The 25049-nt window shown below is 44.1% G+C and carries 28 protein-coding genes, 1 tRNA gene and 1 riboswitch; of the genes, 5 read left to right on the forward strand and 24 right to left on the reverse strand.

Annotated features, from left to right (window positions below; all coding sequences use genetic code 11):
- Positions 1-657: 657 nt before the first annotated feature.
- Genes gcvPB through gcvT form a run of 3 tightly spaced genes read right to left on the reverse strand, consistent with a single transcriptional unit; the run spans position 658 to position 4588 of the window.
- Positions 658-2118 (reverse strand): aminomethyl-transferring glycine dehydrogenase subunit GcvPB, encoded by a 1461-nt coding sequence (gene gcvPB, locus JSY36_RS16355; protein WP_122896481.1) that lies wholly within the window; start codon positions 2116-2118, stop codon positions 658-660.
- Positions 2115-3458, reverse strand: coding sequence for an aminomethyl-transferring glycine dehydrogenase subunit GcvPA (gene gcvPA / locus JSY36_RS16360; RefSeq protein WP_205167164.1), 1344 nt, complete (start codon positions 3456-3458; stop codon positions 2115-2117). Before gcvPA ends, gcvPB begins: the two co-directional genes overlap by 4 nt.
- A gap of 29 nt (positions 3459-3487) precedes the next feature.
- Complete coding sequence (gcvT, locus tag JSY36_RS16365; protein WP_122896479.1) at positions 3488-4588, reverse strand: glycine cleavage system aminomethyltransferase GcvT; 1101 nt, start codon at positions 4586-4588, stop codon at positions 3488-3490.
- A gap of 204 nt (positions 4589-4792) precedes the next feature.
- Positions 4793-4884, reverse strand: a riboswitch (glycine riboswitch).
- A 681-nt stretch (positions 4885-5565) separates the two neighbouring features.
- Here gcvT and JSY36_RS16370 point away from each other — a divergent pair.
- Entirely contained in the window at positions 5566-7242 is a 1677-nt protein-coding gene (locus tag JSY36_RS16370; protein WP_122896477.1) for a DEAD/DEAH box helicase, read from the forward strand.
- On the forward strand, positions 7220-8053 hold the full coding sequence (locus tag JSY36_RS16375; protein WP_205167165.1) for a YqhG family protein: 834 nt from the start codon (positions 7220-7222) through the stop codon (positions 8051-8053). The genes JSY36_RS16370 and JSY36_RS16375 overlap by 23 nt, the downstream gene beginning before the upstream one ends.
- A 61-nt stretch (positions 8054-8114) precedes the next feature.
- Here JSY36_RS16375 and JSY36_RS16380 read toward each other — a convergent pair whose 3' ends face one another.
- The 9 genes from JSY36_RS16380 to comGA form a co-directional block, all read right to left on the reverse strand.
- The gene (locus JSY36_RS16380; protein ID WP_205167166.1) at positions 8115-8315 is read right to left on the reverse strand and encodes a YqzE family protein; all 201 of its coding nucleotides are present in this window, start codon (positions 8313-8315) and stop codon (positions 8115-8117) included.
- 52 nt (positions 8316-8367) lie between these two features.
- Positions 8368-8874, reverse strand: a complete 507-nt coding sequence (locus JSY36_RS16385) for a shikimate kinase (protein WP_205167167.1) — start codon at positions 8872-8874, stop codon at positions 8368-8370.
- Positions 8874-9272 (reverse strand): competence type IV pilus minor pilin ComGG, encoded by a 399-nt coding sequence (gene comGG, locus JSY36_RS16390; protein WP_205167168.1) that lies wholly within the window; start codon positions 9270-9272, stop codon positions 8874-8876. Before comGG ends, JSY36_RS16385 begins: the two co-directional genes overlap by 1 nt.
- Positions 9256-9771: a competence type IV pilus minor pilin ComGF gene (locus JSY36_RS16395; RefSeq protein ID WP_336511508.1), complete on the reverse strand. Its 516-nt coding sequence runs from the start codon at positions 9769-9771 to the stop codon at positions 9256-9258. Before JSY36_RS16395 ends, comGG begins: the two co-directional genes overlap by 17 nt.
- A complete protein-coding gene (locus JSY36_RS16400) occupies positions 9698-10024 on the reverse strand; it encodes a type II secretion system protein (protein ID WP_205167170.1) in 327 nt (108 codons plus the stop codon). Before JSY36_RS16400 ends, JSY36_RS16395 begins: the two co-directional genes overlap by 74 nt.
- A complete protein-coding gene (gene comGD, locus JSY36_RS16405) occupies positions 10011-10445 on the reverse strand; it encodes a competence type IV pilus minor pilin ComGD (protein ID WP_122896470.1) in 435 nt (144 codons plus the stop codon). The genes JSY36_RS16400 and comGD overlap by 14 nt, the downstream gene beginning before the upstream one ends.
- Positions 10432-10740: a competence type IV pilus major pilin ComGC gene (gene comGC / locus JSY36_RS16410; RefSeq protein WP_122896469.1), complete on the reverse strand. Its 309-nt coding sequence runs from the start codon at positions 10738-10740 to the stop codon at positions 10432-10434. Before comGC ends, comGD begins: the two co-directional genes overlap by 14 nt.
- Positions 10741-10808: 68 nt before the next feature.
- Positions 10809-11843: a competence type IV pilus assembly protein ComGB gene (gene comGB / locus JSY36_RS16415; protein ID WP_205167171.1), complete on the reverse strand. Its 1035-nt coding sequence runs from the start codon at positions 11841-11843 to the stop codon at positions 10809-10811.
- A complete protein-coding gene (comGA, locus tag JSY36_RS16420; RefSeq protein ID WP_236785028.1) occupies positions 11830-12933 on the reverse strand; it encodes a competence type IV pilus ATPase ComGA in 1104 nt (367 codons plus the stop codon). Before comGA ends, comGB begins: the two co-directional genes overlap by 14 nt.
- A 77-nt stretch (positions 12934-13010) precedes the next feature.
- Between comGA and JSY36_RS16425 the strand changes: the two genes are divergently transcribed.
- Positions 13011-13084, forward strand: a tRNA-Gln gene (locus JSY36_RS16425).
- Between the two features lie 147 nt (positions 13085-13231).
- On the opposite strand, the gene JSY36_RS16430 is transcribed toward JSY36_RS16425, so the two are convergent.
- The gene (locus JSY36_RS16430) at positions 13232-13672 is read right to left on the reverse strand and encodes a YtxH domain-containing protein (protein WP_122896467.1); all 441 of its coding nucleotides are present in this window, start codon (positions 13670-13672) and stop codon (positions 13232-13234) included.
- Between the two features lie 319 nt (positions 13673-13991).
- On the opposite strand from JSY36_RS16430, the gene JSY36_RS16435 reads away from it, so the two are divergent.
- On the forward strand, positions 13992-14234 hold the full coding sequence (locus JSY36_RS16435) for a DUF2626 domain-containing protein (protein ID WP_122896466.1): 243 nt from the start codon (positions 13992-13994) through the stop codon (positions 14232-14234).
- A 49-nt stretch (positions 14235-14283) separates the two neighbouring features.
- On the opposite strand, the gene JSY36_RS16440 is transcribed toward JSY36_RS16435, so the two are convergent.
- Both JSY36_RS16440 and JSY36_RS16445 read right to left on the reverse strand, forming a co-directional pair.
- A complete protein-coding gene (locus JSY36_RS16440) occupies positions 14284-15417 on the reverse strand; it encodes a class I SAM-dependent methyltransferase (protein WP_205167172.1) in 1134 nt (377 codons plus the stop codon).
- A 150-nt stretch (positions 15418-15567) separates the two neighbouring features.
- Positions 15568-16203 carry an MBL fold metallo-hydrolase gene (locus JSY36_RS16445; RefSeq protein WP_122896464.1) on the reverse strand — a complete coding sequence of 212 codons (636 nt, stop codon included), beginning with the start codon at positions 16201-16203 and terminating at the stop codon, positions 15568-15570.
- A 238-nt stretch (positions 16204-16441) separates the two neighbouring features.
- On the opposite strand from JSY36_RS16445, the gene JSY36_RS16450 reads away from it, so the two are divergent.
- Positions 16442-16624, forward strand: a complete 183-nt coding sequence (locus tag JSY36_RS16450) for a DUF2759 domain-containing protein (RefSeq protein WP_122896463.1) — start codon at positions 16442-16444, stop codon at positions 16622-16624.
- A 59-nt stretch (positions 16625-16683) separates the two neighbouring features.
- On the opposite strand, the gene JSY36_RS16455 is transcribed toward JSY36_RS16450, so the two are convergent.
- The 9 genes from JSY36_RS16455 to JSY36_RS16485 all read right to left on the reverse strand — a co-directional run bounded on the left by JSY36_RS16455 (position 16684) and on the right by JSY36_RS16485 (position 25036).
- Complete coding sequence (locus JSY36_RS16455) at positions 16684-17739, reverse strand: MTH1187 family thiamine-binding protein (protein WP_272873315.1); 1056 nt, start codon at positions 17737-17739, stop codon at positions 16684-16686.
- Positions 17740-17755: 16 nt separating this feature from the next.
- Positions 17756-18343: a hypothetical protein gene (locus JSY36_RS16460; RefSeq protein ID WP_205167174.1), complete on the reverse strand. Its 588-nt coding sequence runs from the start codon at positions 18341-18343 to the stop codon at positions 17756-17758.
- Between the two features lie 17 nt (positions 18344-18360).
- Positions 18361-18495 (reverse strand): hypothetical protein, encoded by a 135-nt coding sequence (locus JSY36_RS20715; protein WP_272873312.1) that lies wholly within the window; start codon positions 18493-18495, stop codon positions 18361-18363.
- 127 nt (positions 18496-18622) lie between these two features.
- Positions 18623-18757, reverse strand: coding sequence for a hypothetical protein (locus tag JSY36_RS20720; protein ID WP_272873313.1), 135 nt, complete (start codon positions 18755-18757; stop codon positions 18623-18625).
- A gap of 321 nt (positions 18758-19078) precedes the next feature.
- A complete protein-coding gene (locus JSY36_RS16465; protein WP_336511507.1) occupies positions 19079-20449 on the reverse strand; it encodes a 2-hydroxycarboxylate transporter family protein in 1371 nt (456 codons plus the stop codon).
- Between the two features lie 452 nt (positions 20450-20901).
- Positions 20902-21615 (reverse strand): response regulator, encoded by a 714-nt coding sequence (locus tag JSY36_RS16470; RefSeq protein WP_122896459.1) that lies wholly within the window; start codon positions 21613-21615, stop codon positions 20902-20904.
- On the reverse strand, positions 21612-23210 hold the full coding sequence (dcuS, locus tag JSY36_RS16475; RefSeq protein ID WP_205167175.1) for a DcuS/MalK family sensor histidine kinase: 1599 nt from the start codon (positions 23208-23210) through the stop codon (positions 21612-21614). Before dcuS ends, JSY36_RS16470 begins: the two co-directional genes overlap by 4 nt.
- A 346-nt stretch (positions 23211-23556) precedes the next feature.
- On the reverse strand, positions 23557-24327 hold the full coding sequence (locus JSY36_RS16480; protein ID WP_205167176.1) for an ABC transporter permease: 771 nt from the start codon (positions 24325-24327) through the stop codon (positions 23557-23559).
- Positions 24328-24331: 4 nt separating this feature from the next.
- On the reverse strand, positions 24332-25036 hold the full coding sequence (locus JSY36_RS16485) for an ABC transporter ATP-binding protein (RefSeq protein ID WP_205167177.1): 705 nt from the start codon (positions 25034-25036) through the stop codon (positions 24332-24334).
- Positions 25037-25049 lie beyond the last annotated feature (13 nt).

Below are 25049 nucleotides of genomic sequence, written 5' to 3' on the forward strand. Positions count from 1 at the left end.
GGTTGCTCGCCTGTTACGAGAAACCACTCATAACAGGCTTTTTAAAACATGCAACCGTTCCGCTCATTGCAGGCACTTCGGATTCATTACCTTTTTCAGCTAAAGCAACAACCTTTACGAAAAAAACCTTTTAATAATTCAACTACGATCTTTAAGTCAGAGACCCATGATAATTAAATTCGCACCATAGGAGACCAAAATATAAAAGCGGTCTTTTTTCGGCAGAGTTATCCTAGTTCACACCGCATCGTAATTGAACGGAAAACGTGAGACTTGTGAGAAAGTGCAAGACTGACGCAACCACGCAAGAGCAAAGCCGGGAACAGCCTTATTAGTTACTGTTAATCCCCTTTGCCTCCATAAAAATTATCAGACGTCTGATACCTCATTACACAAGATGAGTATACCTCTTAGTCAGTGAATCTTTTTTTAAATGAGAAGAGCTGGTTCCTTTTTTGTCAAGCGCAGCTGAACGCCAGGAACGAGACTCCAGCGGCAATGGGGGCCAGGAGAGACCCCGCAGGGCAGTGCCCGAGGAGGCTCGCCGGCACCGCCGCGGAAAGCGAGTGGATGGCGTTCAGCGGAGCTTTATGAACTGACGTAAGGTTATACTCATTTACACAAAAAAACGCCCCGTATAAGAGGCGCTTCCCTGTTCTATTCCTTGGTATATCTTAATACCGGCTTTCTCGCTGCTGTTGTTTCATCCATACGGCCGATAACGGTTGTATGAGGAGCTTCCTGAACGATCTCAGGGTTTTCTTCTGCTTCTTTTGCAATTTGAATCATTGCATCAATAAACTCATCGAGTGTTTCCTTCGATTCTGTTTCAGTAGGCTCAATCATGAGGCATTCTTCCACATTAAGAGGGAAGTAGATTGTAGGCGGATGATACCCGAAATCAAGAAGACGTTTTGCCATATCAAGGGTACGAACACCAAGTTTCTTCTGGCGGCGCCCGGATAATACGAATTCATGCTTACAATGTTGCTGATAAGGAGCGTCGAAGTATGGCTCAAGCTTTCTGAACATATAATTCGCATTCAGTACCGCATACTCAGATACATTGCGAAGTCCGACTGGTCCCATTGTACGAATGTACGTATAAGCACGTACGTTAATGCCAAAATTTCCATAATAAGGCTTCACCCGTCCGATTGATTCCGGAACATTATACTCAAAACGATATTTATCTCCGTCTTTAACAATAAGTGGTGTCGGAAGGTAAGGAACAAGGTCACTTTTCACACCAACCGGACCTGAACCGGGTCCACCGCCTCCGTGAGGCGTTGTAAAGGTTTTATGCAAGTTTAGATGAACAACGTCAAATCCCATATCTCCCGGTCGTGTAATTCCTAAAATTGCATTGGAGTTGGCACCATCATAGTAGAGTTTTCCTCCAGCTTCGTGAACGATGGTGGCCATTTCCACGATTTCTTCTTCAAATAATCCGAGGGTGTTCGGATTAGTAAGCATTAATGCCGCTGTATCTTCACCCACTACTTCACGGAGGTGATCCAGATCCACAAGACCCCGCTCGTTCGAACGGACGGTCACAGCATCAAAACCTGCAACCACTGCAGAGGCAGGGTTTGTTCCATGAGCGGAGTCAGGAACAATCACCTTTGTACGGTTAAAGTCTCCGTTTGCTTCATGGTAGGCACGGATCAGCATGAGGCCGGTCCATTCCCCGTGTGCTCCTGCAGCAGGCTGAAGAGTAACCTGGTCCATTCCTGTAATTTCCTCAAGAGAGGTTTGCAGCTTATGCATAAGTTCCAGTGCACCTTGAATGGTTTTCTCTTGCTGGTACGGGTGAATATGAGCAAACCCGGGGTACCGGGCTACATCTTCGTTAATTTTCGGATTATATTTCATCGTACACGAACCCAATGGATAGAAACCTGAGTCAACACCGTGATTCCTTTTAGACAACGCTGTGTAGTGGCGCATAATCTGAAGTTCGGACACTTCCGGCAGCTCCGCTTCTTCTTTGCGCTGATAGGCTTGCGGGAGTAATTCATCCAGGCTTTTCTCGGGAATATCCATCTCCGGCAGACTGTGTCCGATTCTGCCTTCCTGGCTTAGTTCGAAAATTAATGCTTGGTTTTCGCTGCTCATTTTGCTCCCCCCAATACAGTTGCTAAATGATCGATCTCTTCTTTTGTTCGAAGCTCGGTAAATGCAAGTAGCATTTGATTCTCTTTTTCAGGATAATGACGTGACAGATCAAATCCGCCGATCATCCCTGCATTTAGTAATTCATCGTTTACTTCACTCACAGGCTTCAGAAGTTTCACTGAAAACTCATTGAAAAATGGGGTACCGTTGACGACTTCCACACCTGCTTCAATAAGCTTTTCCTTGGCATAATGAGCTTTTTGGATGTTCTGATAAGCCATCTCTTTTACACCGTTCTTTCCAAGTGCTGTCATGGCCACACTCGCACCCAGGGCATTCAGAGCCTGATTGGAACAGATGTTACTTGTGGCTTTGTCACGACGGATATGCTGCTCACGTGCCTGCAGGGTCAATACAAATCCTCGCTGTCCTTTATCGTCTGTCGTCTGTCCTACAAGACGTCCAGGGACTTTTCTCATTAACTTTTTTGTGGTTGCAAAGTACCCGCAGTGAGGTCCCCCAAGCTGTGCCGGAATACCAAATGGCTGAGCGTCTCCTACCACCACATCGGCATTAAAAGCTCCCGGCGGCTCAAGAACACCAAGGCTCACCGGGTTTGATGAGACGACAAACAGCGCTTTTTCTTCATGTGCAACCTCTTCAATTGCTTTTAAATCTTCTACATTACCTAAAAAGTTCGGATACTGAACAATGACACTTGCCACTTCTTTATTGTAAAGTTCTTTCAGGTGGGACAGGTCGGTCACACCGTCTTTTTCACGAACTTCAATGACCTCAATTCCCTGCCCCTTCGCGTTTGAAATCAGGACTTCACGGGCTTCCGGATGTACAGTTTCAGATACGAGGATCTTTTTCTTCTTTGTGTGAGCAGCACTCATCATACCTGCTTCAGCAAGAGCTGTAGGGCCGTCATACATGGATGAGTTAGCAAGGTCCATACCTGTAAGTTCTGCGATCATTGTCTGAAATTCAAAAATTGCCTGAAGCTCACCCTGGGAAATCTCCGGCTGGTAAGGTGTATATGCCGTGTAGAATTCAGAGCGGCCGATTACGTGGTTGACGATGGATGGAATGTAGTGTTCATACACGCCTGCTCCTAAAAAGGACGGGTAGTCCTTTGAATTATAGTTACGGTTTGCAAGACGCTGCATTTCTTTAACAATGGCGGTTTCATCCAGGGCCTTCTCAATTTTCAGATCCCCGTTGTAGCGGACCTCTTTAGGGATATCATTAAACAGCTCTTCAACTGAATTGACTCCGATTGTTCCCATCATTTCCTGTAAATCTTTTTCAGTCATCGGTAAATAACGAAATGTCATCCTTTTTCTCCCCTTCCTGTTTGTTTGATCTAGTTGGATTTTTTATAAAATGGTGTTGCTGCAACTACTGCTTTCAATCTACGTTTTCTAACCTGAACTTCCACTTCTGTTCCGATAGCAGTGAAGTCTTTATCTATGATGGCAAGCCCGACATTTTTTTTCAGTGTCGGAGATTGTGTCCCTGTCGTTACAAAGCCAATTTTTTCTCCGTCACTGTTGAATACTTCATAATCTGTACGCGGGATGCCTTTGTCGATCATTTCAAGACCAACGAGTTTTCGTGAAGGCCCGTTGTCCTTTTGTTCCTTCAGGACTTCTTTCCCGAAAAAGTCAGCTTCTTTGTCGGTTTTGACAGCAAAACCGATCCCTGCTTCAACTGGTGTGATATCCTTTGTCAGTTCCTGTCCGTAAAGAGCAAGGCGCGCTTCAAACCGCAGTGTGTCGCGTGAACCCAGTCCACATGGTTGGATGCCTTCTTCTTTCCCTGCTTCTAACAGGAGGTTCCAAAGAGTGGCTGCTTCTTCAGGCTTACAGTAAATTTCAAAGCCGTCTTCCCCGGTATATCCCGTTCTGGATACAAGGGCTTCAACACCGCCGATACTTACGCCATCACGGAATTTAAAAAATGTAATGTCAGAAAGAGTTGTATTTGTTTCTTTTTGAAGAACTTTCTCTGCAAGAGGACCTTGAATAGCAATCTGTGCATAGTTTTCACTGACATTAACTATATTTACATTCTCAAAACCTTCTGCACGGGAGACAAGCCAGTTGTAGTCCTTTTCAATATTGGATGCATTCACAACGAGGAGGTAATCTCCTTCTCCACGTTTATAGTAAACGAGATCGTCAACAGTTCCGCCGTTTTCATAGCACATAGCTGAATACTGGCAGCCCCCTGTTTTCAGCTTTTCAACGTCATTTGTAAAGACACTCTGAAGAAAAGCTTCAGCTCCGTTTCCCTGCACATCGATCTCTCCCATGTGAGAGACATCAAAAAGGCCAGCTTTCGTCCGGACAGCTTCATGCTCATCTTTAATGCTTGAAAATTGAACCGGTAAATCCCAGCCGCCAAAGTCGATTGTCTTCGCCTGATCTTTGTACACATCGTATAACGGTGTTTTATTTCCCATGCTTCACGCACCTCCGGTTAGTAGACAGCGCTTCCACCGCTGCTTTTATGCTCTTCTTATCTTCCCTTTTCCCATCAAAAAAGACAGAGACCTCCCTTTTAATATGGTGAGGTCTCTGTCTGATGTACCTGAGAGTTTCCTTTCCCTGAATAAAGAAAGTGTCCCCATGGGTGTCCCGTCTGTTACGGGCCCTTTCCAGAGTTGCGTCTAACAAGAGTCTGTTTGCCTGAGAGATTCACAGATCCCTGCTTGCTCCTTCGGCGTCGCTTATATACGAGCTCTCCCCTTGCTTTCATTCGCCTGATATGTAATTGACCAAACTTGAAAAGGAACAGTACTCTCTTTCATAGAAATTATGGAATTGGAAAAGATATAAACTGATGAAAACTTTTGCACCTCTATGGTATCACTTTCTTAATTTGATTGGCAATAACATCGTTAGACAATTTCAAATTGGAGCACTACTTTTTAAGTAAGGCTCTTTTAAAATCGGATGTTGATTTCCGCTCCTTTGCGCTCTCTTTCCATGGAAGCGCCGGTGAGCCTCCTTGTACTCCGCGAGGCCACTGTAAAAATCAAAGTCCGATTATGATGTCACCACTTTAGGGCTCTGATTGCAACATAAAGTGAGTTTTGATCTTTTGATGTGCTAAAGGTCATTGTCGTTATAAAAATGTGTTGATTGGAGCGAATGTGCGACACTTCTTCGGGATGTGCGAGTTCCGGGGAGACCCCGTAAGCGCAAAGCGCTGAGGATCGAGCCGCCCGTGGAAAGTGCAATGAGCGTGGATCAACACCTACCTTCTCTGAGCCTATCTAAAAAAAAATAGACTTTTTCCGTGGCTTCCTCCGCACTCCTGCGCATTAGACCAGCGATGAGCGGTTGAGAGTTCCCAAAAAGTGTGTTTTGGGGCAGCCTTTTTAATTCACAATGAACCTAAACTATGTCAATAAGTGTAATGAAAGGAGCTTTATATATGAACACTCCGGAACTGATTTTTGATGAAGAATGGACATCCTCATTTCTTGAACGGGTTGAACAAAACGGACCATGGGCGAACTGGCAGATGTATAAGATGGCAATTGAAGCTGAAAAGGAGCTGATTATAGATAACTTTGACGGACTCCGTGCACCATCACACCTGCCGCACCTGACCATCTTTCCCCACCAGATGGAAGCAGCAGAGCGGGTACTGACAGAAATGAACGGAAAAGCCATCCTTGCTGATGAAGTAGGGCTTGGTAAAACCATTGAAGCAGGGCTGATTCTAAAAGAATATATGATTCGCGGCCTTGTGAAAAAAGTACTCATCCTTGTTCCTGCATCCCTGGTCACTCAATGGTGCCGTGAACTTAATGAGAAATTTTTTATTCCCGCCGTGGAGCAGCGCAAACATTATGTCTGGGACAGGTGTGACGTGATCGTAAGCTCCATTGATACAGCAAAGCGGGATCCACATCGTTCTACTATTTTTGAACAGAAATATGACATGATCATTATCGATGAGGCCCATAAACTTAAAAACAAGAATACAAAAAACTATCAATTTGTCCGCCAGTTAAAAAAGAAGTTTTGTCTGCTGCTTACAGCTACACCAGTACAAAACAAACTCAGTGAAGTATTCCACCTCATCTCAATTTTAAAGCCGGGACACCTGGGAAATGAAGAAGCCTTTACGAAAGAATTTAAAGATGCCGATCAGCATGAGGAATTACGACAGATTGTACAGAAGGTAATGATCAGAAACCGCCGCTCTGACTCTGATATGGACTGGCCGAAGCGGATCGTAAAAACGGTGGAAATTGATTTCTCAGACGAAGAAAAGCAGCTTTATGATCACGTTTCAGCTCTTAAAAACCGCTGGGGAAATCAATATCAGTGGAGCCTGTTTCCCTTTACTGTTCTTACGTTACAGCGGGAGTGCTGTTCAAGCCGGGAGGCTGTTTATATGACACTGAAAGGTCTTTTAAGCCAGGAAGAAATGGCACCTTCCCTCAAAGCAGAGCTGGAGAGAATCATGGGGATTGTAGAGAAAATTACACGTCATGCGAAAGCAGAAAAAGCGCTTGAATTAATTCAGTCCATTGACGATAAAGTGATTATCTTTACAGAATACCGTGCAACCCAGCTTTACCTTCAGTGGTACTTTGCCCAGCACGGCATTAAGGCCGTTCCTTTCCGCGGTGGCTTTAAGCGCAGCAAAAAGGACTGGATGAAACAGCTCTTTAAAGACAGAGCGCAGGTGCTTATTGCAACGGAAGCAGGAGGAGAAGGAATCAACCTTCAGTTCTGCCATCACATGATCAACTATGACCTTCCCTGGAATCCGATGCGTATTGAGCAGCGGATCGGACGGATTCACCGGCTCGGCCAGGAGCATGACGTGCACATTTATAACTTTGCCGTACTGAATACCGTAGAAGATCATATACTGAAAACCTTGTACAAAAAAATCGGGCTGTTTGAAGAAGTCATCGGAAAGCTTGACGATATCCTGGAAAAGATGAGAGAAGAAGAGCTTGAAGCTCATATATCAAACATTCTGAACCACTCGGAATCAGATGGTGAAATCAGAATTAAGCTCGACAATCTCACTGCTTGTATTGATTCCGGAGAGGAGGATGAACAGTATGCTGCAAACGGACGTGCATAATTACCTTAAGACATTTTTCAAGGAAAATGACAGTCCTGTCATTGAACAAAGCGACGGCCACCTTCATATACAGCTGAGTATTGACATGGATAAGAATTTGATGAACCGCCCCTTTTACTGGCATTATCTTGAGAAAATCGGCGGTGTACCAAATCCTATGAAGCTCACACTCATTACGGATGAGACGAAAGCACCCGAAGACCTCAAAGGGGAACGGATTCACTTCGGTGCACCCAGACTTCACCAGGTTTTCCGGCTGGCAAAAGAACTGGGCTCCCATGTTAAAATGTATGAAAAAGTTGCCCGGACAAGTCTTACCGGCGGCTCGCTCTCTCTTTTACCCTGGCTGAATGTAAATGTAAAAATCTCTTATGAGGCCGAAAAAAAGAAAGACCGGTTGGTTTCCCTGGGCCTTAATTTAGTGAATGGAGAAATGGTAGATGGTTTTTGTGATCAAATGCTCGACTGTCCTTTAGAGCCTGTTATTCCCGATTACTGTTTTACCGTCTCCCCTCTGATTAAGCCTGCCAGCGGGATGAACAGAATCCGTCAGTACCTTGAGGATGAACTTAAAACAGAAGATCATGCATGGGCACATGATGCTGTTAACAAAATGGAGGCAGACCTACGTTTACTGGACACCTTTTATGAGCAGTCAGAAACAGTGCCTGAAACGTATGAAAATGAAAAAGAAGCTATCAGAAATCAGTATGAGCCGAAAATCAACATGTCGATTATAAATGGAGGTCTGTTTTATTTACACCAGCACCCACTTAACATCAGGAGGGTCATTCTTCCTTACAGAAGATAATAAAAGCCTGATCATAGAAGTAAAAAATACCCCGGTGCGTAAGATTGGCACCGGGGGTTGATTATTTTTGTTTCAGCAGTCTGTTTCTATTCTTTTTATAAACGAGCAAAAAAGCAAATGGTACAAGTCCGAACCAGCGATGCATAGCGGGAGGACGAGCTTCCTTTTTCTCCTGCCGTTTCTTTATTCTTTCACTTTTAGGCTGATCCGCATACTCAACAACCTGCTGGGTTACAAATTTCACATAGTCATTTGTTTTCATTTTGTCACCTTCTCAGATTACTCTTCTCCATTGTAACCTGAATCGTGATGAACTATTCATCAAAGTGCTGAAGGGCCTTTTGAACGACTTCATAGGGTGAACACCCTTTTGTATCAAGAGTGAGTGCAGCCCACTCATAACCAGGTCTTCTATTTTCATACCGTTCCCTTAACACCTCTTTTTCCCCTCTGGCTAAAGGGCGGTTTTTGTCGTCTCTTATCCGTTCGTATAACACATAAAAAGGGGCATCAAGAAAGAAGACTGTACCGGTTCTTTTCATCAACTTGCGGTTTTCTTCCTTCTCTGTCACCCCTCCCCCGGTAGAGATCACGGCCGTTTTAACAGAAACCTCCCGGAGAGCCTCTGACTCGAGATTTCTGAAGCATGCCTCTCCAGAGTCTGTAAATATTTCAGGTATGGTTTTGCCACTTTTTTCTTCGATATAGTCATCAAGATCAATAAAGCCAAGTCCAAGCTTCTGAGCAAGCAGCTTTCCCACCGTCGATTTCCCCGCACCCATAAAGCCGGTCAGATAAATCGTCTTTTTACTTGTTTTCATTATCCAAGCACTCCTCCTTCTTCCCAATCCGTCACTGCGCCGGTTGTAACATTCAGATAGAACGTTCCTTCCCGCATTGCCCCTGAATGTGTTTCCACCTTCAATCGAATGAAATGGATGTCATCAGAAATCAAAGTCACCTCATAGCGTATGATCCCGTCACCGGTAGCTTTTGTTCCTAATTGTAACTTATCACCATCATCTTCTAGAATCAACGCAGACACAAACTCTTTGCCCGTAAGCAGCAGATTATCCATTTGAATCAATTCCCAATGCATAGCTGTAAAGGACTGTTCTGACTTGAGAATGGTGACTTGATGCAGTATTAAGCCACTGAAGACAAGGAGAATAAAAACAGCTGTAAGCATGACAAACCCCTTGTCATTCTTCATCATCATCACCTGTTCCTGTGATAGAACCGAGCCTTCTTTCATACTCACGGCCGTCCGTTCGTCTAACGGAAATGACGACGCCTTGATTTACGATCGTAAAAGACGCAGAGGTAACCTCTTCCAGGTATACATCATACCCTCTTCCTTCCACCTGCCTTACAATCCTGTTGTTATGAACAATAAACGTTTCAGTCTGAACCGTGCCATCGACTGCCATTTCCATCACCAGTCTCCTGCCGTCACTGTCCGTCCAGTATTGTTCTGCAGATCTCAATGCTTTTTGAAATTGAAACATAAACAGCATGACCGGTTCATCGGTATAAGGGGAACTTTGCTTGGTAAGAAAAACGGGGTAAAGAGATAGAAGAACAGCGGTGATAATCATAAAAACCGACAGGGAGACAACCAATTCAATCAGAGTAAAAGCTTGTTCATTCGATTTTGTATAAACACTTTTCCCTTGTTTTCGTTTTATACTGCCAATGGATACAAACCTCCAGTTCACTTTTTTCAAGGTGTTTTGCTCTGACAAAAAACACGGTTCCATTTCGCTCAACAGAATCGGGAAGTTCAGGCTCATCATAGTAGTACGCCAGAATAAGATCAGTCAGTTTTCCGTGAACAAACCGCTCCTGCTCCAGCCAGACCCTCTCTTCTTTTATCTGAATATAAACCGGCAGCATCGTTCCTGCAATCAATGATATTAGAAACAAGCTGATCACAATTTCAACCAGTGTAAACCCGCTACACTTTTTCAATATAAAAACGCCCCCTGATAAAGACAAAAACGATGCGGTAGAGGTTTTTATTATTATAATTAAATGTAAGTGTGCCGGAGCGGCTCACGTTTCCATTTTGGAGAAACTGTGGATTGGACAGACCCATGGACGTGCCTGCAACGCTTAATTTTTCAGGAAAATACCGCACCTGTAATTCTGATCTTCCCTGCATAATCACATATTTATTATCTACACTGTCAAAAACAAAATGAACCGTCCTCCCTTCATTTACAGCTTTCATTTGTGCAAAGTAAAAGTCTTTTTCCAGGAGCTCAAAAAATAAGTCCGCTTCCCCGGTTTCCGGCTGTTTAAATAATGGCAGTGTAATAAGAAGTAAAGAGGAAAGAATGGACAGAACTACAGCAAGTTCAATTAGGGTATGCCCTCTATTCCCCGCCAACTTTACTCACTTTGCCTTTGTTATCAATTGTTAATTCTGAATTGTCAGGGCACGTAATCCGGGTGACGTACTCTTCAGTTTTCAACTTCTCAAGGTTTTCCACCGGCTTATTATGATGCGCCTTATATGCCAGAGCCTGAGCCTGAAGCATTTCAATGGTCGCATCGCACCCTTTATCATTCGCCACTTCTGTGTTTTTTCCGAGACCCGGTACTGCAATCAGGAGTAGAATACTGATGATCATTAAAACAATCACCATTTCAATTAATGTAAAACCCTCTTGCCTCATTAACATTCCTGCACCTCTTTTCAATTTTTGTCCATCATTAAAACCTCATCCTCACCTCCTTAACAATCACACTTTTACCATGTAGTAGTCATTTGAAATACCGGGAGCATTAACGATAAAAATAAAACAAGAACAAACAGACCAATAACAATATATAAAACCGGCTGCACCTTTCTGATAGCTCCCTCCAATTTTAATGTGATACGGGTAAATAAGAAGGAGCCGTATCGTTCCAATTCTTCACCTATTCTTCCTTTTGCTTCTCCCAGAGCAATGACTGTTTCAAGCTGTTCTTCGTAATGGAAATGGGTGTTAATCACACGCGACATTAGCTCTCCCTTTTGAATATCGTGCTTTATCCGTTTGGCTTCCTCTCTGTAAAAAAGTAACTGGCTGTCCTTAGACAACATAACCAGGCTTTGATTCAATGACAATCCGCTGTTTAACATAGGTGAAAGCTGGGTCACAAGGAAATATGTCAGGAACGATCTTGTGTAGGTTCTTATAAAAGGGAGGCACAGCAAAATCCGGATTTTCCGATGAGGCGGCCAGGATTTGAGAAGCCAGAGAACTGTAAGCAGTATGGCACACCCTGTTATAAGCAAAGGAAGATCAAAAAATTGAAGAAGAGTAAAAAGAAATTTAGTGATCATGGGAAGTTCCTGATCCATCTGGAGAAAGAACAGTTCAAATTGAGGAAGGATCGACCGGAGTACAACAGATACCAGTACAATTAAAGCAAACAGCATCGTTAGGGGGTATTGAAGGAGTTTTTTTGCATTTTGAGTTAATTGATATTTGGCAGCACAGAGATCAGCGGATATCATTAGCCCTTTGTGAAAATTTCCGTACTTTTCCATCATAAGAAGGTGGTTTGTGATTTCTTTTGAAAACCCGTATTCAGTAAGGACGTCGGAAAAATATTCTCCCTGACGCAAAGCCTCTGATACCGCACGGATCATTTCGCTTGTCCTGCTATCATAATACCGTTCAAGGATAATGAGTCCTTCCTTGATGGGGTATCCTTCTTTCGTTAATACGGCTAGCTCCTTTAACCACTCTCCTTTCTCCAGGTCATTCTTAAATGGTCCGCTTTTACGCTTTAACATATGACCGCCTCTCCCATTTTTTAATTTCAAAACCGGACAAATATCCGAGAGAGTATGCCTTTTTCATGTGATCTTCCATCTTTGAACCCGGGGGGATCGTTCTGTTGATGACACCTTGAAGATCATGACCATAGAGGATATCAAAAATCGCAGCTCTTTTCCGTGAAACAGAGCAGGATATGTGACACTCTTCCTTACAGTAGGGACACGATAACCTGACCAATGTCTGAGTTGCTGCCAAAAGGAGCGTTTCCGATATCTCAGTTCTCGACATACCGAACTCTTCAAGACGCCTGACTGCCATAGCTGTTGTAGAGGAATGCAGTGTGGATAGAACAAGATGACCGGTCATGGCTGCCCGAAATGCCATCCTTGCAGTTTCTTCGTCCCGGATTTCACCGATCATAATGACATCAGGGTCGTGGCGCAGCACATTTCTCAGCCCCTCTGCATAATTGACCCCGGCCTTTTCATTGACTTCCATCTGTAAAAATTCATCGTGCCTTCTCTCCACAGGATCTTCCAGTGATATGACGTTTCGCTTTTCTGCAAAGATACTCTCGTTCATTAACGAGTATAGTGTGGTTGTTTTACCTGATCCTGTAGGACCGCAAATAAGGATAAGACCATGATTGGAAAAACTGAAGTTGAGAAGTTTTTGTGCTTGGGAGTGGAAAAGTGTAAGATTTTTTAACGGGGGAGGACTGCCCTGGCGAAGAAGCCTGATTACGAGGGTTTCGGAAAAAGTCATTGGAAATGTTGATAAGCGCAGGGAGTACAGGTGTTTTCCCAGAAACATTTCCAGCGCACTGGTTTGTGGCCGCCTTCTTTCTCCTATGTCCATACCGGATAAAAATTTGAGATGAGCAATCATTTTCTGAAGAAGGATAGAACTTGTTTCGTGGATATCCATCAGTTCACCGTTTATCCGGTACCTGATCAGACCCTTTTGATGAGTGGGGAGAATATGAACATCCGATGCCTGCTTTCTTGCCGCATCCATAAGAAGTTTTTTAGCCCATTGCTCAACATCCATCGGCATCACCAGCCTTTCGTATTTACTCGTTTCGATATACATTATTCTACACATTTTTCCATTTCCCTTCTTTTTTTCTTTCCTGGTGCATATTTTTTTTTGAAAGTGCCATCCTATATTTTGTAGAGCGATGGGGTGTAGCCAAGTGGTAAGGCAATGGACTTTGACTCCGTGATCGTAGGTTCGATCCCTGCCATCCCAACCATACATAAAAAGAGGGCGTTTCATAAGGCACAATGCCTTTGAACCGTCCTCTTTTTTTTCATCATTCAGGCTTACTTCAAAAACTTTTTTCTACTTTTGTTGTATAAGAAAAGCAATCCCTGCCGGAAGCACGGGATTGCTTTTTTGATTATTTTTTAAGTTCGGCTGCATCTTCCTGCAGCTTTTCGCGTGTTTCTTCAATTTCCTGAATGACCTGCTGAGCAAGTTTCTGCCCTTCACCTTTTTCTTCTTCCAGTATATCTTTTACATCCGCAGATAAATCTTCGCTCAGATCAGCTGCCTTGTCTGATAAACGGGATGTTTTATCTGAAACACGGCTCCACTGCTCTTTTGCTGCTTCAGTCCACTCACCGGACTTTTCCTTGGCAAGCTGAGAGTACTCATTACCTCTTTCTTTAGCTGCGTTTGTAAATTCAAGCGTCTTATCCTTCGCAGAATTAGCCTGTTTATTGATATCCTCACGCAATTCTCTTCCTGATTTAGGTGCTGTCAGCATCGCTGCTGAAGCTCCTACAATGCCACCTACAATTGCACCGATAATAAAATCTTTTGTGTCCATTTTACTCATAACCTGGAACCTCCCATTTTTGTTGTCGAAATAGTTAATGTAAAAAACCATTTATTTATCCTTTACCTTAATTTCTACCCGGATAAACAAAATTCCTTTTCTAAAGTAATATTTCTCCTAAAAAGTTATTCTGCACTGTTCGTCAATTTCTATTCAAGCTCAGTCGTAAATACAGCTTATTTTGACAAAAATCTGCTTCTTTTCGATTTCTCACAGATTTGTTTTACAAAAGGACAATTACGTTTTATAATAAAGTGTATTGATTAATGCATACTAAAACAAAGCAAGTTTCCGAGCTACATAAAAGGAGGGATGCATCATGGATCGCATGTTCCGTGTAATCAGCTTCTGGACTGGAATTATGGCCGTTCTCTTTATGGTTGGTGGGATGTACGAAATGGCAATGTTGTTCTTCGGTCAGACTGGGGTATTTTTGGCTCTCAGCTACTTAAACCTGACTGAACGCACATACATCTACATCTTCGGCGCATACTTAACGTTGTTTTTCGTAGGCTTCACTTACTATACCACGTTTATCATGGTACCTGGAGTAGGTCACTAGGCTGTAACATAGTCTTTGAAGAAACCCCGGACAATTGTCCGGGGTTTCTTCAGATTTTGTAGGGATCACGGACAAAATAGGAGTAGTTATGCCTGCTGTTAAGCCCAACCGTCTGCACGTTCACCTGAAAAGCCCCGCTGATACCTCCCGGCTGAACAAGAGACCGAATTCCCCTGTTCTGACGTGCAGGTTCAGAAAAAGGGTTGGCATCTGCTGTTTCCTTTAAAAAAGTAAACAAACCTGCTTTCATCAGAAATGTCCCTTGATTTTCGTGAACGAGCTCCTTCCAACCAGCATCAGCTGCTATGGCTCTGTATGCATCCCACTGCACATGGGAGGTGAGGTCCATGCTTCCAGGATTGGCCAGAGGATCATTTTCCTGCATATGCTTTTTATACCCCCTGAGAGACCCTTCCCTTAACACAGGTTCGCATTTTTCCTCATTTGTATAGCCATAGTCAATTGTAATAACCACCCCTTTCTTTATCCAGGCGGCCACTTCCTCCATCCATTGTTTCATTCTTGGACACACCTCGGTCCTGTGCCCTTCAGGAATATCCGGTCCGTAAGTTTCATACCAGGATCTGACCTTTTCGTTTTCACACAGATGTAAGGATTCTTTAAGTTCTCCCTCATGCAACGTAATAAAAACTTCTTTAAGCTGACTATCACGTACAGCGATCACATGAGCGGGAAGCGCATCTAAAAGCTCATTCGAAAAAACGATTCCTTCTCCTTCATTGCTATGTTCCTTCAACTCATCCATTGATTTTAAAATATGTACAGCAGCTTTATGCAACTTCAGCTTTTTATTTATTTCATTCCGGTGGTAGCCGCTGACCTCAACAATAAAATAGTTCATTTTCTCATAATTCTCGGGAAACGCTTGTTTAATATAATCCAGAAAATGAAGAGCAAACGTACCATCCCCGGCTCCAAATTCCGTGAAAACAAAAGGAAGTTGTTCCTTTTCCAGGACTTCTGTTACAAACAGTCCGATCGTCCACGAAAAAACCGGATGAACATGATTACTCGTAAAAAAATCACCATTTCCGCCAAGCTTCTTCTTTTCGTTTGTATAATAGCCCGTTTTCGGTTCATACAGGCATGTTTCCATGAAAGAATCATAATCGATCCGTTTGTCCGGGCTGTTTTCAATTAATTCTATAAGTCGTTCCTTCATTTACCTTCTCCTCCCTTCTGTTAGAGGTTCGAGGAAGAACAGGTTTATCCTTTAATATCAAACGGATTATTATCAACATTAGCCTTTAAACCTCTTAAAAAATGCCCCGAAAAGTGGGATTCCACCTTCCGGGACAGCTCTCTTGCAGATTTAAAACCCGTTCAAAAACGGATTAGATTCTTTTTCTTCACCAATTGTCGTCGTTGGTCCGTGACCATTGGCTACAATCGTTTCATCGGGCAGTGTCAGCAGCTTTTCATGAATGGACGATAACAATGTGTCTGTATGCCCTCCGGGGAGATCAGTTCTTCCGACGCCTCCCTGAAACAATACGTCTCCAGAGAAAATGACATTCTCCCGGGGCATATAAAAGGATACGCTTCCCGGTGAATGGCCGGGTGTTTCCAGCATGGAAAAAATGAACGGTCCTGCTTTGAGCGTTTCCTCACCGCTGATTGTCTCCACTTCTCCATTAACGCTGATAAGGTCCAATCCCGGAAACTTTCCTGATCCGTTCTTGGATGGGTCGGTGAGCCATTCCTTTTCTTTTTCATGAACGAATACCGGTACATTTACTTCCTCACGAATCTCATTAATTCCACCAATGTGATCAAAGTGCGCATGTGTAAGGACAATGGCTTCCAGAGTCAGTCCTTTTTCTTTCAATACCTCCAGCACTTTAAATCCATCTCCACCGGGGTCTATCATAATTGCCCGATTGTCTTCATTATGTATAAGGTACCCGTTAGTCTGCAGGGGGCCAAGCGGCATCTGCATAATCTTCATTTTCTTCTCCTCCTCATTAATCCAGGCTATGCTTAATCTTGAATTTTTAACATTTTTATAATTAACTTAACAAAGCCAATCTCTTAACTCCTATTGTACTAAAATGAAAAGGTTTTTCCAAAGAAGATGACAAGGACTCGACAAAAAGTGAAAAAACAAGTAAAATAAAAATGCACTTAGGAAAGACTATTTATTGAATGGTTTTCGCAGGACTTTACATACGTTAGGAGGCGAAAGTATGGCCTTTGGGATTATTTGTTTATTAGTAGCGATCTTGTCAGCCCTCGGCTTATTCCGGGAATTAAAGAACAAAAACTTCTTTGCCGTAGGATTCGCAGCGGTTACTGTTGCAGTTTTTGGCTGGTTTTCTGTAATGACAATTTTTTCCTACATCGTCCGTGGTGGCGGCGGAGCAATGTAAACGTGTTTTAGATGTAAAAGAGGATGTCCCTTCCCGGGGCATCCTCTTTTGCTTAATCATCAGTTGTTTGCTTTTTCAGTAACACGTTTTTTCTTTTCCTCCATGGAGTCTTCCTTATCTCTGCGGTCATCAATCCGAATGTTTGTTGCCACTCTCTTAACCCCGTCATGAAACGGCAGTTCGTGAATTTTCCGGAGTACTTCAAAGAGAACAGAGAGTTCGGCTTCAATCACTGTGCTCACGGCGTTCACTTCAAAAGTAAGCTTGCCTTCGTACTCTTTTAAAAGGTCATGAACAGCAGCAATTTGTTCTGATTCACTTGTAGTAGCTTTCCCTACTGGAATAACACTGACATCTGCAGTTACCATTGATATACGCTCCTTTTTATTCGGCTTTCTCTTTTCCCTTACCTTTTGAGGGAACTCTTTAAACACCAGTCTTCTGTAAGAGCGTATGGCAGTGTTTATATGATGTTCCTCCGGTTGTTTTGTGGTAACGTACCGCTGAAGCCAGAACGAAATCCTGAAGAATAAACGGTGAACCATCGTTTCCTTTGTTCTGTTTAGCCAGTAGGTAAGAACAGGCATTAAAATAAGGGCACCTGCTGCTGATACATTAATAACGGTGTGAATCCCAATCCCGCCAATAACAGCCAAACTTGCTGAGAGCAGTGTAAACATGAAGAAATACATCACAATGGCATTGGTTGAACAGTGTCTGTTCGTAATTTCAGCTTTCATAATCTGTTTTCGATTAAGAGCGCTCACCCTGTCCCGGTAACTGAAGACTTTATGTTCCGCTCCGTGATACTTCCTAAGTTCACGGGGAAAGTAAAAGTGTGTGCCTGCCAGAAACAAAAGAATGGCAGCGAGAGGCAGTCCGTCTGTGCCAGGCCCCCCTGCTGCTTCTATGACTGGCGGTCCTAATGTAAATAAAACAAGCAAACCGAGAATGATATGATACCAGAGAGGCATGGAGAGAAAAACCAACTTCCCTGCTGCGGACATTGATTTCCCATTTACCGGCTTTACCCAGGTACGGATTCTTCCGTCTTTTTCATAAGAACAGGCGATATAACGCTTCCCCATAAACATGACGCCCTTTTGAAACGACATTCCCCGGATCACAAGATTATTCCCCCGCAGTTTCAAGTGAGGTTCTTGTTAAGACCCAGTATTGTGTTCCATTGGAGAATGAAACATCCCCCGGTGCCAGAGTCCCGGATTCGAGCGAACTCCCATGGGTCCATGTATGGGCGTACCTTACCTCTCCGTATGCAACATCTTCTTCAGCATCAAAGGTCATGTTTATGGAGCCGCTGTTACCATAGGTCAGATTGTCTTCCATCATATTTGGAAAGGAGAACAAAATCCCTTCTGTACTTTCCTTAATCTCGTCAATTGAATAAATCTCATCAGCTCCCTGCAGAAGCTGCAGTTCCGCTTCGTTCACATCCACACCGACAGGATTGTTATCTTCGTCGTAAAGAATAATTTCGATATAATCAGTGCCGATCACACCATCACCCGGCATGGTTTCCCAGTTCCAGCCTGCAGTTACCCTGTTTTCTGTGTCATCTATATCCAGGTACAATTCCGTTCTTGCATCAAGGTCTTCATTAGTAACCTCATCTGCACCCATGATTGAATAGTAACCAAACGCAAATAATACAATCATGACAGTCAGCGGTAAAAAAATAACTAATTTATTATTCCACATTTACAAATAGCTCCTTTTTATTCTTTCTTTTCATTCACAATTCCGATTAACTGCATGTCCTTATTAAAAAAGTACCGGTAAAAGATGACCGTCACAAGCATAGCCGCCAGAGACACGGAAGCAAAGATGTTAAATAACTTTCTTTCATCCAACGTTTTTCTAGCTGTTATCTATCAGCACTAACGTTCATATTTTAGGTTTAACTTTTTATATCACTCATATGAGAATACGTTCGTTACGATGAGGTTCCACTTACAGTACCTTTTATTCTTTTTTCTGTCATATGCGGTTATCGATTAAGGAAGAAAGTCTCTTGTCTTCAATGTTATCAATATCTGCTTCATTCAGATAATGCCTGTAATCATCATACGTCTTTTCAATCAGCTTTTCCACCCGTTTGATATGAACTGTCATATGTAAGTTCTCCACAAATTTATAGACTTCCTCCTTCATTTCTTTGCTCTTCAGTTTTAAATTGCTCATTGTCTATTAATTTCTTTTCCGCTACTACCGTTTCAACATTTAGTCTATTCTCCACTATTCCTCTAACTTGATTATAGTACCACTTTTTATTCGTCGCTGTTTCCTGACAGGCAGCCTGTGTTTTACAATAACGTAATGAAGGCAGAAGCGCCGCCGCTTCTGCCTTCTGATTTTTTAATTTTACTGTTCAAATATAGTGGAGGCTGTTAACATGAGATATCCTCATAATGGCAGCTTTACTGTACCACTTCATCAGAAAAAGCTCATCAACAAGCCTGCCAGCAGAAGAATGACGGCGCCTCCAAGACGGGAGGCAATCTGTGCGAACGGCATCAACTGCATACGTTTCGCAGCAGAGAGCACCGCAACGTCGCCTGTTCCACCCATATTAGCCATGCAGAGACCTGCAGTGATGCTGGATTCAATCGGGTAGAAGCCAACGAGTCGTCCGATAATACCGGCTCCAAGCATCGCTCCGCCTACAACACCGAAGACAATCAGCACGTATTGCAGCGTCAAGGCATTCAAGACGGCCCCAAGATCTGTATACGCAACCCCGATACCGAAAAGCAGGGCAAGGGTGAAAGCTTTAGCTACAAATTGATACCACTGGCTTGCTCCCTCCACAATTGTGGAAGGAAGCAGGTTCATGATTTTGACTGCTGCTACCAGCAGGATCATGATGGCATATGGATGAATCGGCAGAATAACTCCAAGCAACTGGCCGACGGTGAAAAAAAGCATAGCTGCCAGGACACCGACACCGAGCTTTTTCAGGTCGAATGTCGTCGTCGTTTTTGTTTCTTCAAAACCATCCATGAGTTTACCGTTACCGGTGAGAGTTGGAACACGTTGGCCGAGCTTATGGAGCATGCTTGCCATCACAATGGCAAATACGTTACCAAGAGCCAGAGCCGGAACAAGAATCGAGATATAGTAGCTCGCCGGCTGACCCAGGAATTCGGAATAAACCTGAGCCATTGGAACAGCTCCGGCACCCATACCGCCGCCCATGATCGGCAATGTAATAACGAGAACCGCATCCTGAAGCGTAAATCCGACTATCTGCCCGATAATCGCTGCGAACAGAACTGCCCCGGCAATCGCCCCGAAAATAGGTGCAAAATAACGTAAGCCGATTTTAACGAGCATTTGCGAATTCATGCCGAGAATACTGCCTGTGATGAGTGCTGCAATGTAGAAGTCCAGGAACCCGCCTGTTGTCATGAACTCGTCAACCTGTGTCACCATCGTGTCCGGCAAAATGCCGCTGTACACAAGGTAGGCCGATCCAAAGATCGCCACGATCGCACCGCCGCCGAGATAGCTTTTTACGATTGGGGTGCGGTCGCCAATCCAGCCGAACGCTTCCCCGATAACCATCATGATAAGCAGGCTTCCGATCATCCCCGCCGGCAGCGTCTCCGTGAAGACCGCCGCAAGCGTCAATAATAGTACAACCGCAAATACCGGCAATGGAATATGAAAAACAGAAACCTTTCTCTTTTGCTTTGACTCCTCAGGTAATGTTTGCAAAGACTGCTTTTTAACTGTACGTTCAAGTGCTTCCATGCTGTTTTGCTCCCTTCTGTTTCTCTGCTGCGTTTCCAATGCTTTAGCCACAATCCGTGCCTCAGTAATATCTTCTGACCAGCCGTTCAAAACCCAAAGGAAAATTCGGAAATGTCGAGTAGGTTGTTGATTTGATTTGGAAACCCGATCTGCCCATAGCTCTGCTCCGGCCCGAAGTGTATCGTTTGGTTAAATTTACGGGATGCGCCAGTGTAAAGCCGATCGTACGGTCTTCCATAAGCCGCACCTGCGAGGCTTAACTCCTCCGCGCTCTTTACAGACGCCCTGTTTGTCATTTCTATTTTCCTTTTAATCGTTTGTGTAATTCTACTGCTTCGCTTTTATATCTTTTAATTGTCAAATTCCTCCCTCCCAGGAAAACGCTTTCATTTTAAGTGTTGTTTTAGCGTAAGCTATTTTTTCGCAGAATCCTAGATTGAGTAAATTAACAATTCATTTTGTAAATAAAAAAAGCTGACCGTCCATCGGTCAGCCCGCTTGCTTTATTCTTTTACTCGTTCCAGGAGCTTCTTCTGCTGTTCGTCATCAAGCAGAAACAAATGCTGCGGGCGACCGACCGTACCGTAGATCAATCGTTCCCCAGCCATCCCTGTTTCCGCCATATACTTCAGGTATTTCCGTACTGTCACGCGGGAAATGCCCGTGCCGGCAGCAACATCCTCCGTGGAAAATGCCGGCTTTCCGACTTTTATAATCCCATCAATTACTGTAAGAAACGTATTATCGGAGAGCCCCTTCGGAAGCTCGTCCACCTTTGTTTCGCCCTTGGGAAACCACTGCTCATCCAGCTTCTGCTGATCCAGAACGGTATGCTCTTCGAATAGCTTCCTCCTGCTGCGATATTTCATCATCGCTTCCTGGAACCGTTCAAAATCAAACGGCTTCATGATGTAATCCACTGCGCCGTACCGCATAGCTTTTTTGACTGATCCGGCATCCGACGCTGCCGTAATGAGGATGACATCCCCTTCCCATAAGCTTTCAGCACGAAGCTCCTGAAGCAGTTCCAACCCGTTATCAGCCCCGATGTAGATATCCAGCAGAAGCAGGTCTATCCGTTTATCATTCAGCTGTCTTTTCGCTTCCTCATAAGTATGTGCAGTTCCGGCGGCACGAAAGCCTTCCAGCTTACCTACATAGGAATTGTTCCACTTTGCGACCATTGGATCATCATCCAGAATAAGCACGTTAATCATCGCTTTTCCTCCTGACTTTCATAAGGCAAGGTGACGATAACAGTCGTCCCATGCCCTCTGAGTGTATCAATGGAAATCGTCCCGGAGCAGTCTTGAACCGTCGACCAGACAAGGTAAAGGCCGTATCCCCGGTCACCGCCCTTTGTAGAATACCCTTTCATAAACAGCTTCTCCTGGTCTTCCTCGCTCAGCCCCGATCCGTTATCCCCCACCTCAAGGAGCAGTTCTTTTTCCTTAATGCGAAACATTACTCGAATCATTCTGGTTTCCTGCTGCTGTACCGCTTCTACGGCATTATCGATGAGGTTACCGGCAATTGTAATTAAGTGATGATTCATCTGTGGATCAACAGGGGCAGGTATAACAGAAGGGCAGACTACTTCCATCTGAACCTGCTTTTCACGGGTATAGCTGAGCTTCCCATGCATGAATCCACTGAGGACCGGATCAGCAAACTGTTTCAGCGCGGTATGAGTAGCCGGGGATTCGAGCTCGGTCAGCTCATGGATATAATCCTGCAGCTCCTCATATGCTTCTGTGTGAAGCATTCCCAAAATCACGTGCAGCTTATTTTTCATTTCGTGCGACTGTGCACGGAGCGCTTCACTATAAACCTTTACGCCGGTCAGCTGCTCAGCGAGCGCGTTGATTTCCGTTTTATCTCGGAAGGTTGAGATGGCACCGACAACTTCTTCACCGACAGTCAGGGGCACCCTGTTAATCAGCAGTGTCATTCGTTCCAGGCGCAGTTCTTCGTCCAGCTCCGCCTCTCCAGTCTCCAGCACCCGGTGCAGCCCCGTCTCCGGCAGAAAATCTACCGCTTTTATGCCAACCGGATCCTGATCCAATCCTGCACCCTCAAGCAGCCTTCTCCCAGACTCATTGACAAGCGTCACCACCCCCTCCTGATCAACCGCAATAATGCCTTCCCGGACGGATTGGAGCATCCGGTTCCGCTCCTCAAACGTTCTAGCGATATTCCGCGGCTCCTGTCCGTGCAGGATTCTTCGGACATAAGCGGCAATCAGCACTGCGCCTGTTATGCCGATCGTTAGGCCAAAAAGGGAACTCGTGAGAATAATTCCGTGATTATCCGATAGCAGCTCATCGATTGATTCAATCGAATCTCCCACGGCGACTGCTCCTATCTGCTCTCCATCTCTACTATAAACCGGAGCAAACGAACGTAGAGACTGAGAAAGTGTTCCTTCTGCCACGGAACTATACGTTTCTCCGTTCAGAGCAGGCCCTTCATCTTCCCCTATGAACCGCTCCCCAATTAAACTCTCGTCCGGATGTGAATAGCGCACCGCATTCATGTCCATCACAACAACAAACAAAAGGCCTGATGTTTCCCGCACCCTCTCCGCATACTCCTGCACAGATGCGGCATCATTAGCCTCCAGCCCCGCTATGACCCGCTCCTCCTTCGCAATAAGCTTGGCAAACGTCTGTCCCTTACCTTCCTGTTCTTCCAAAATATTATTCCCCACAGCATGGTTGATCAGCACGTCCGTCATCAGCAACGAGGCACCGACGACAGCGACAACCAGCATGATCATCACCGTCCGCAAAGAAAGTTGCTTTCCCTTCACAGTTTCACCTTCACCTGCCTCTTTCCAGAATGTTAAATTCCTGCTCACTGTAACACAGGTCACTGTCAAAATTACTTATTATCTGAAATTTCACCTTTGAAGTCCGCTGTTACTGTTAACTCTCTTTGTTCCTAGCCTTGAGTTACGATATGTATGACTGGCAGGCAGAAACTGCGGTGCGTTTGTCTATCTCTCATTGACCTGCCTATTCACTCACATACAGTATACATTCATAGTGAACACTGTATCCTCGACTGGGGGTACTCTCGAACCCGCTACCCCGTTCGGCAAACTCCTCTTATGGAAAGCTGAATCGGCTTGGAAGGCTGTTATAACAAAACCAGACCTAATTTTCATTAATCGTCACCATCTGCAGGTTTTTATTAAAGAAAAACCGGTAGAAAATAACTGTCACAAGCATTGCTGCCAGAGATACGGAAGCAAAGATACTCAGAGAAATAACAATCTGATAGCGTATGGCTTCAATCGGCGCAACCCCTCCCAGAATCAAACCTGTCATCATACCAGGTAATTGAACCAATCCTATTGTTTTTAAGCCATCCACGTTTGGTATCATGGCTGCTTTTACAATTCTGCGGATCAGGATTGTGGAAGCTTGCTCGGGCTTTGCACCAAGTGACAAGGCAGCAACGATCTTGCCTTTTGCTTCTTTAAATTCACTTTTCATTCTCTCAAGAGCGAGCCCTATTGCAATCATACTGTTTCCAATGACCATCCCGCTCATTGGTATAACCTGGTCCGGCTCGAAGTTAATCATATCAAAGCCAAGCCACATTGCCAGGATCAGTAGCTGGACGCCCACAATGACCGAAAAAATTACCGGTCTCAGAAAAGGAATGCCTTCCCCTTTTTTACTTGCATGGAAAGTGGCAACGGTGACCATGACAACCAACATTAGTGATATTCCGATCAAAGGCGGCAGTGAAAATAAATATGTAAGCACATACCCGATAATAACGAGCTGCAGTACCCCTCTGAATGACGACCAGGCAATGGATCTGCTTAAACCAAGTGAATAAATATAGGAAAGAGATACGGGAATGAGAACAAAAAAAATCAACAGAAACATGGATAAGTTTGAAATCTCAGGTGTCATATTCTCACTCCTTCAAAAAATACTTCAGTGATTCTGTCTTCGGGTTGTTAAACAGGTCTTCGGTTTTGCCGCTTTCAACGATCGTCCCTTCTTCCATGTACACTGTCCGGTCCCCAAGGCGTTTTGCCTGAGCAACATCATGTGTAACCATGACAACTGCATGAACCTTATCAGGAACGAGACCCAGCAGGAACTCTTCAATTAATTCAACATTTTTCAGGTCAAGAGCGCTTGTCACTTCATCAAGGAGCAGGATATCCGGTTTATTGGCAAGTGTCCTGGCAAGTGCAACGCGTTGTTTTTCGCCACCGGATAAATCTTCCACATCTCTGCTAAGATACTCTTCCGGCAGCTGGACGTTCTTTAACAGACGGAGACCCATATCTTCTTCCCATTCACCGAACAATTCAGGTCCATACTTAAGATTATCTTCCACTGTCCCATCAAATAATGATGAGGACTGAAACACCATACCCACAGACTTTCTGAGGGAGGTAATATCATATTCTTTTACATCCTTTCCTCTGTAAAAGATTCTGCCTTTGTCGGGATCATTTAACCGGTTTAATAACATTAACAGGCTGCTTTTGCCTGCACCTGAAGAGCCTATCAGCGTTATAATTTCTCCTTTAAAAACATCAAAAGAGATATCACGCAAAATCTTTGTGCTAACGTGGTCTGCTTTGATGATAAGATTTGTGTCTTCCATATCATTTCACCTT

The sequence above is a fragment of the Alteribacter salitolerans genome (assembly GCF_016901055.1).
In the GTDB taxonomy this organism is placed as follows: Bacteria; Bacillota; Bacilli; order Bacillales; family Salisediminibacteriaceae; genus Alteribacter; species Alteribacter keqinensis.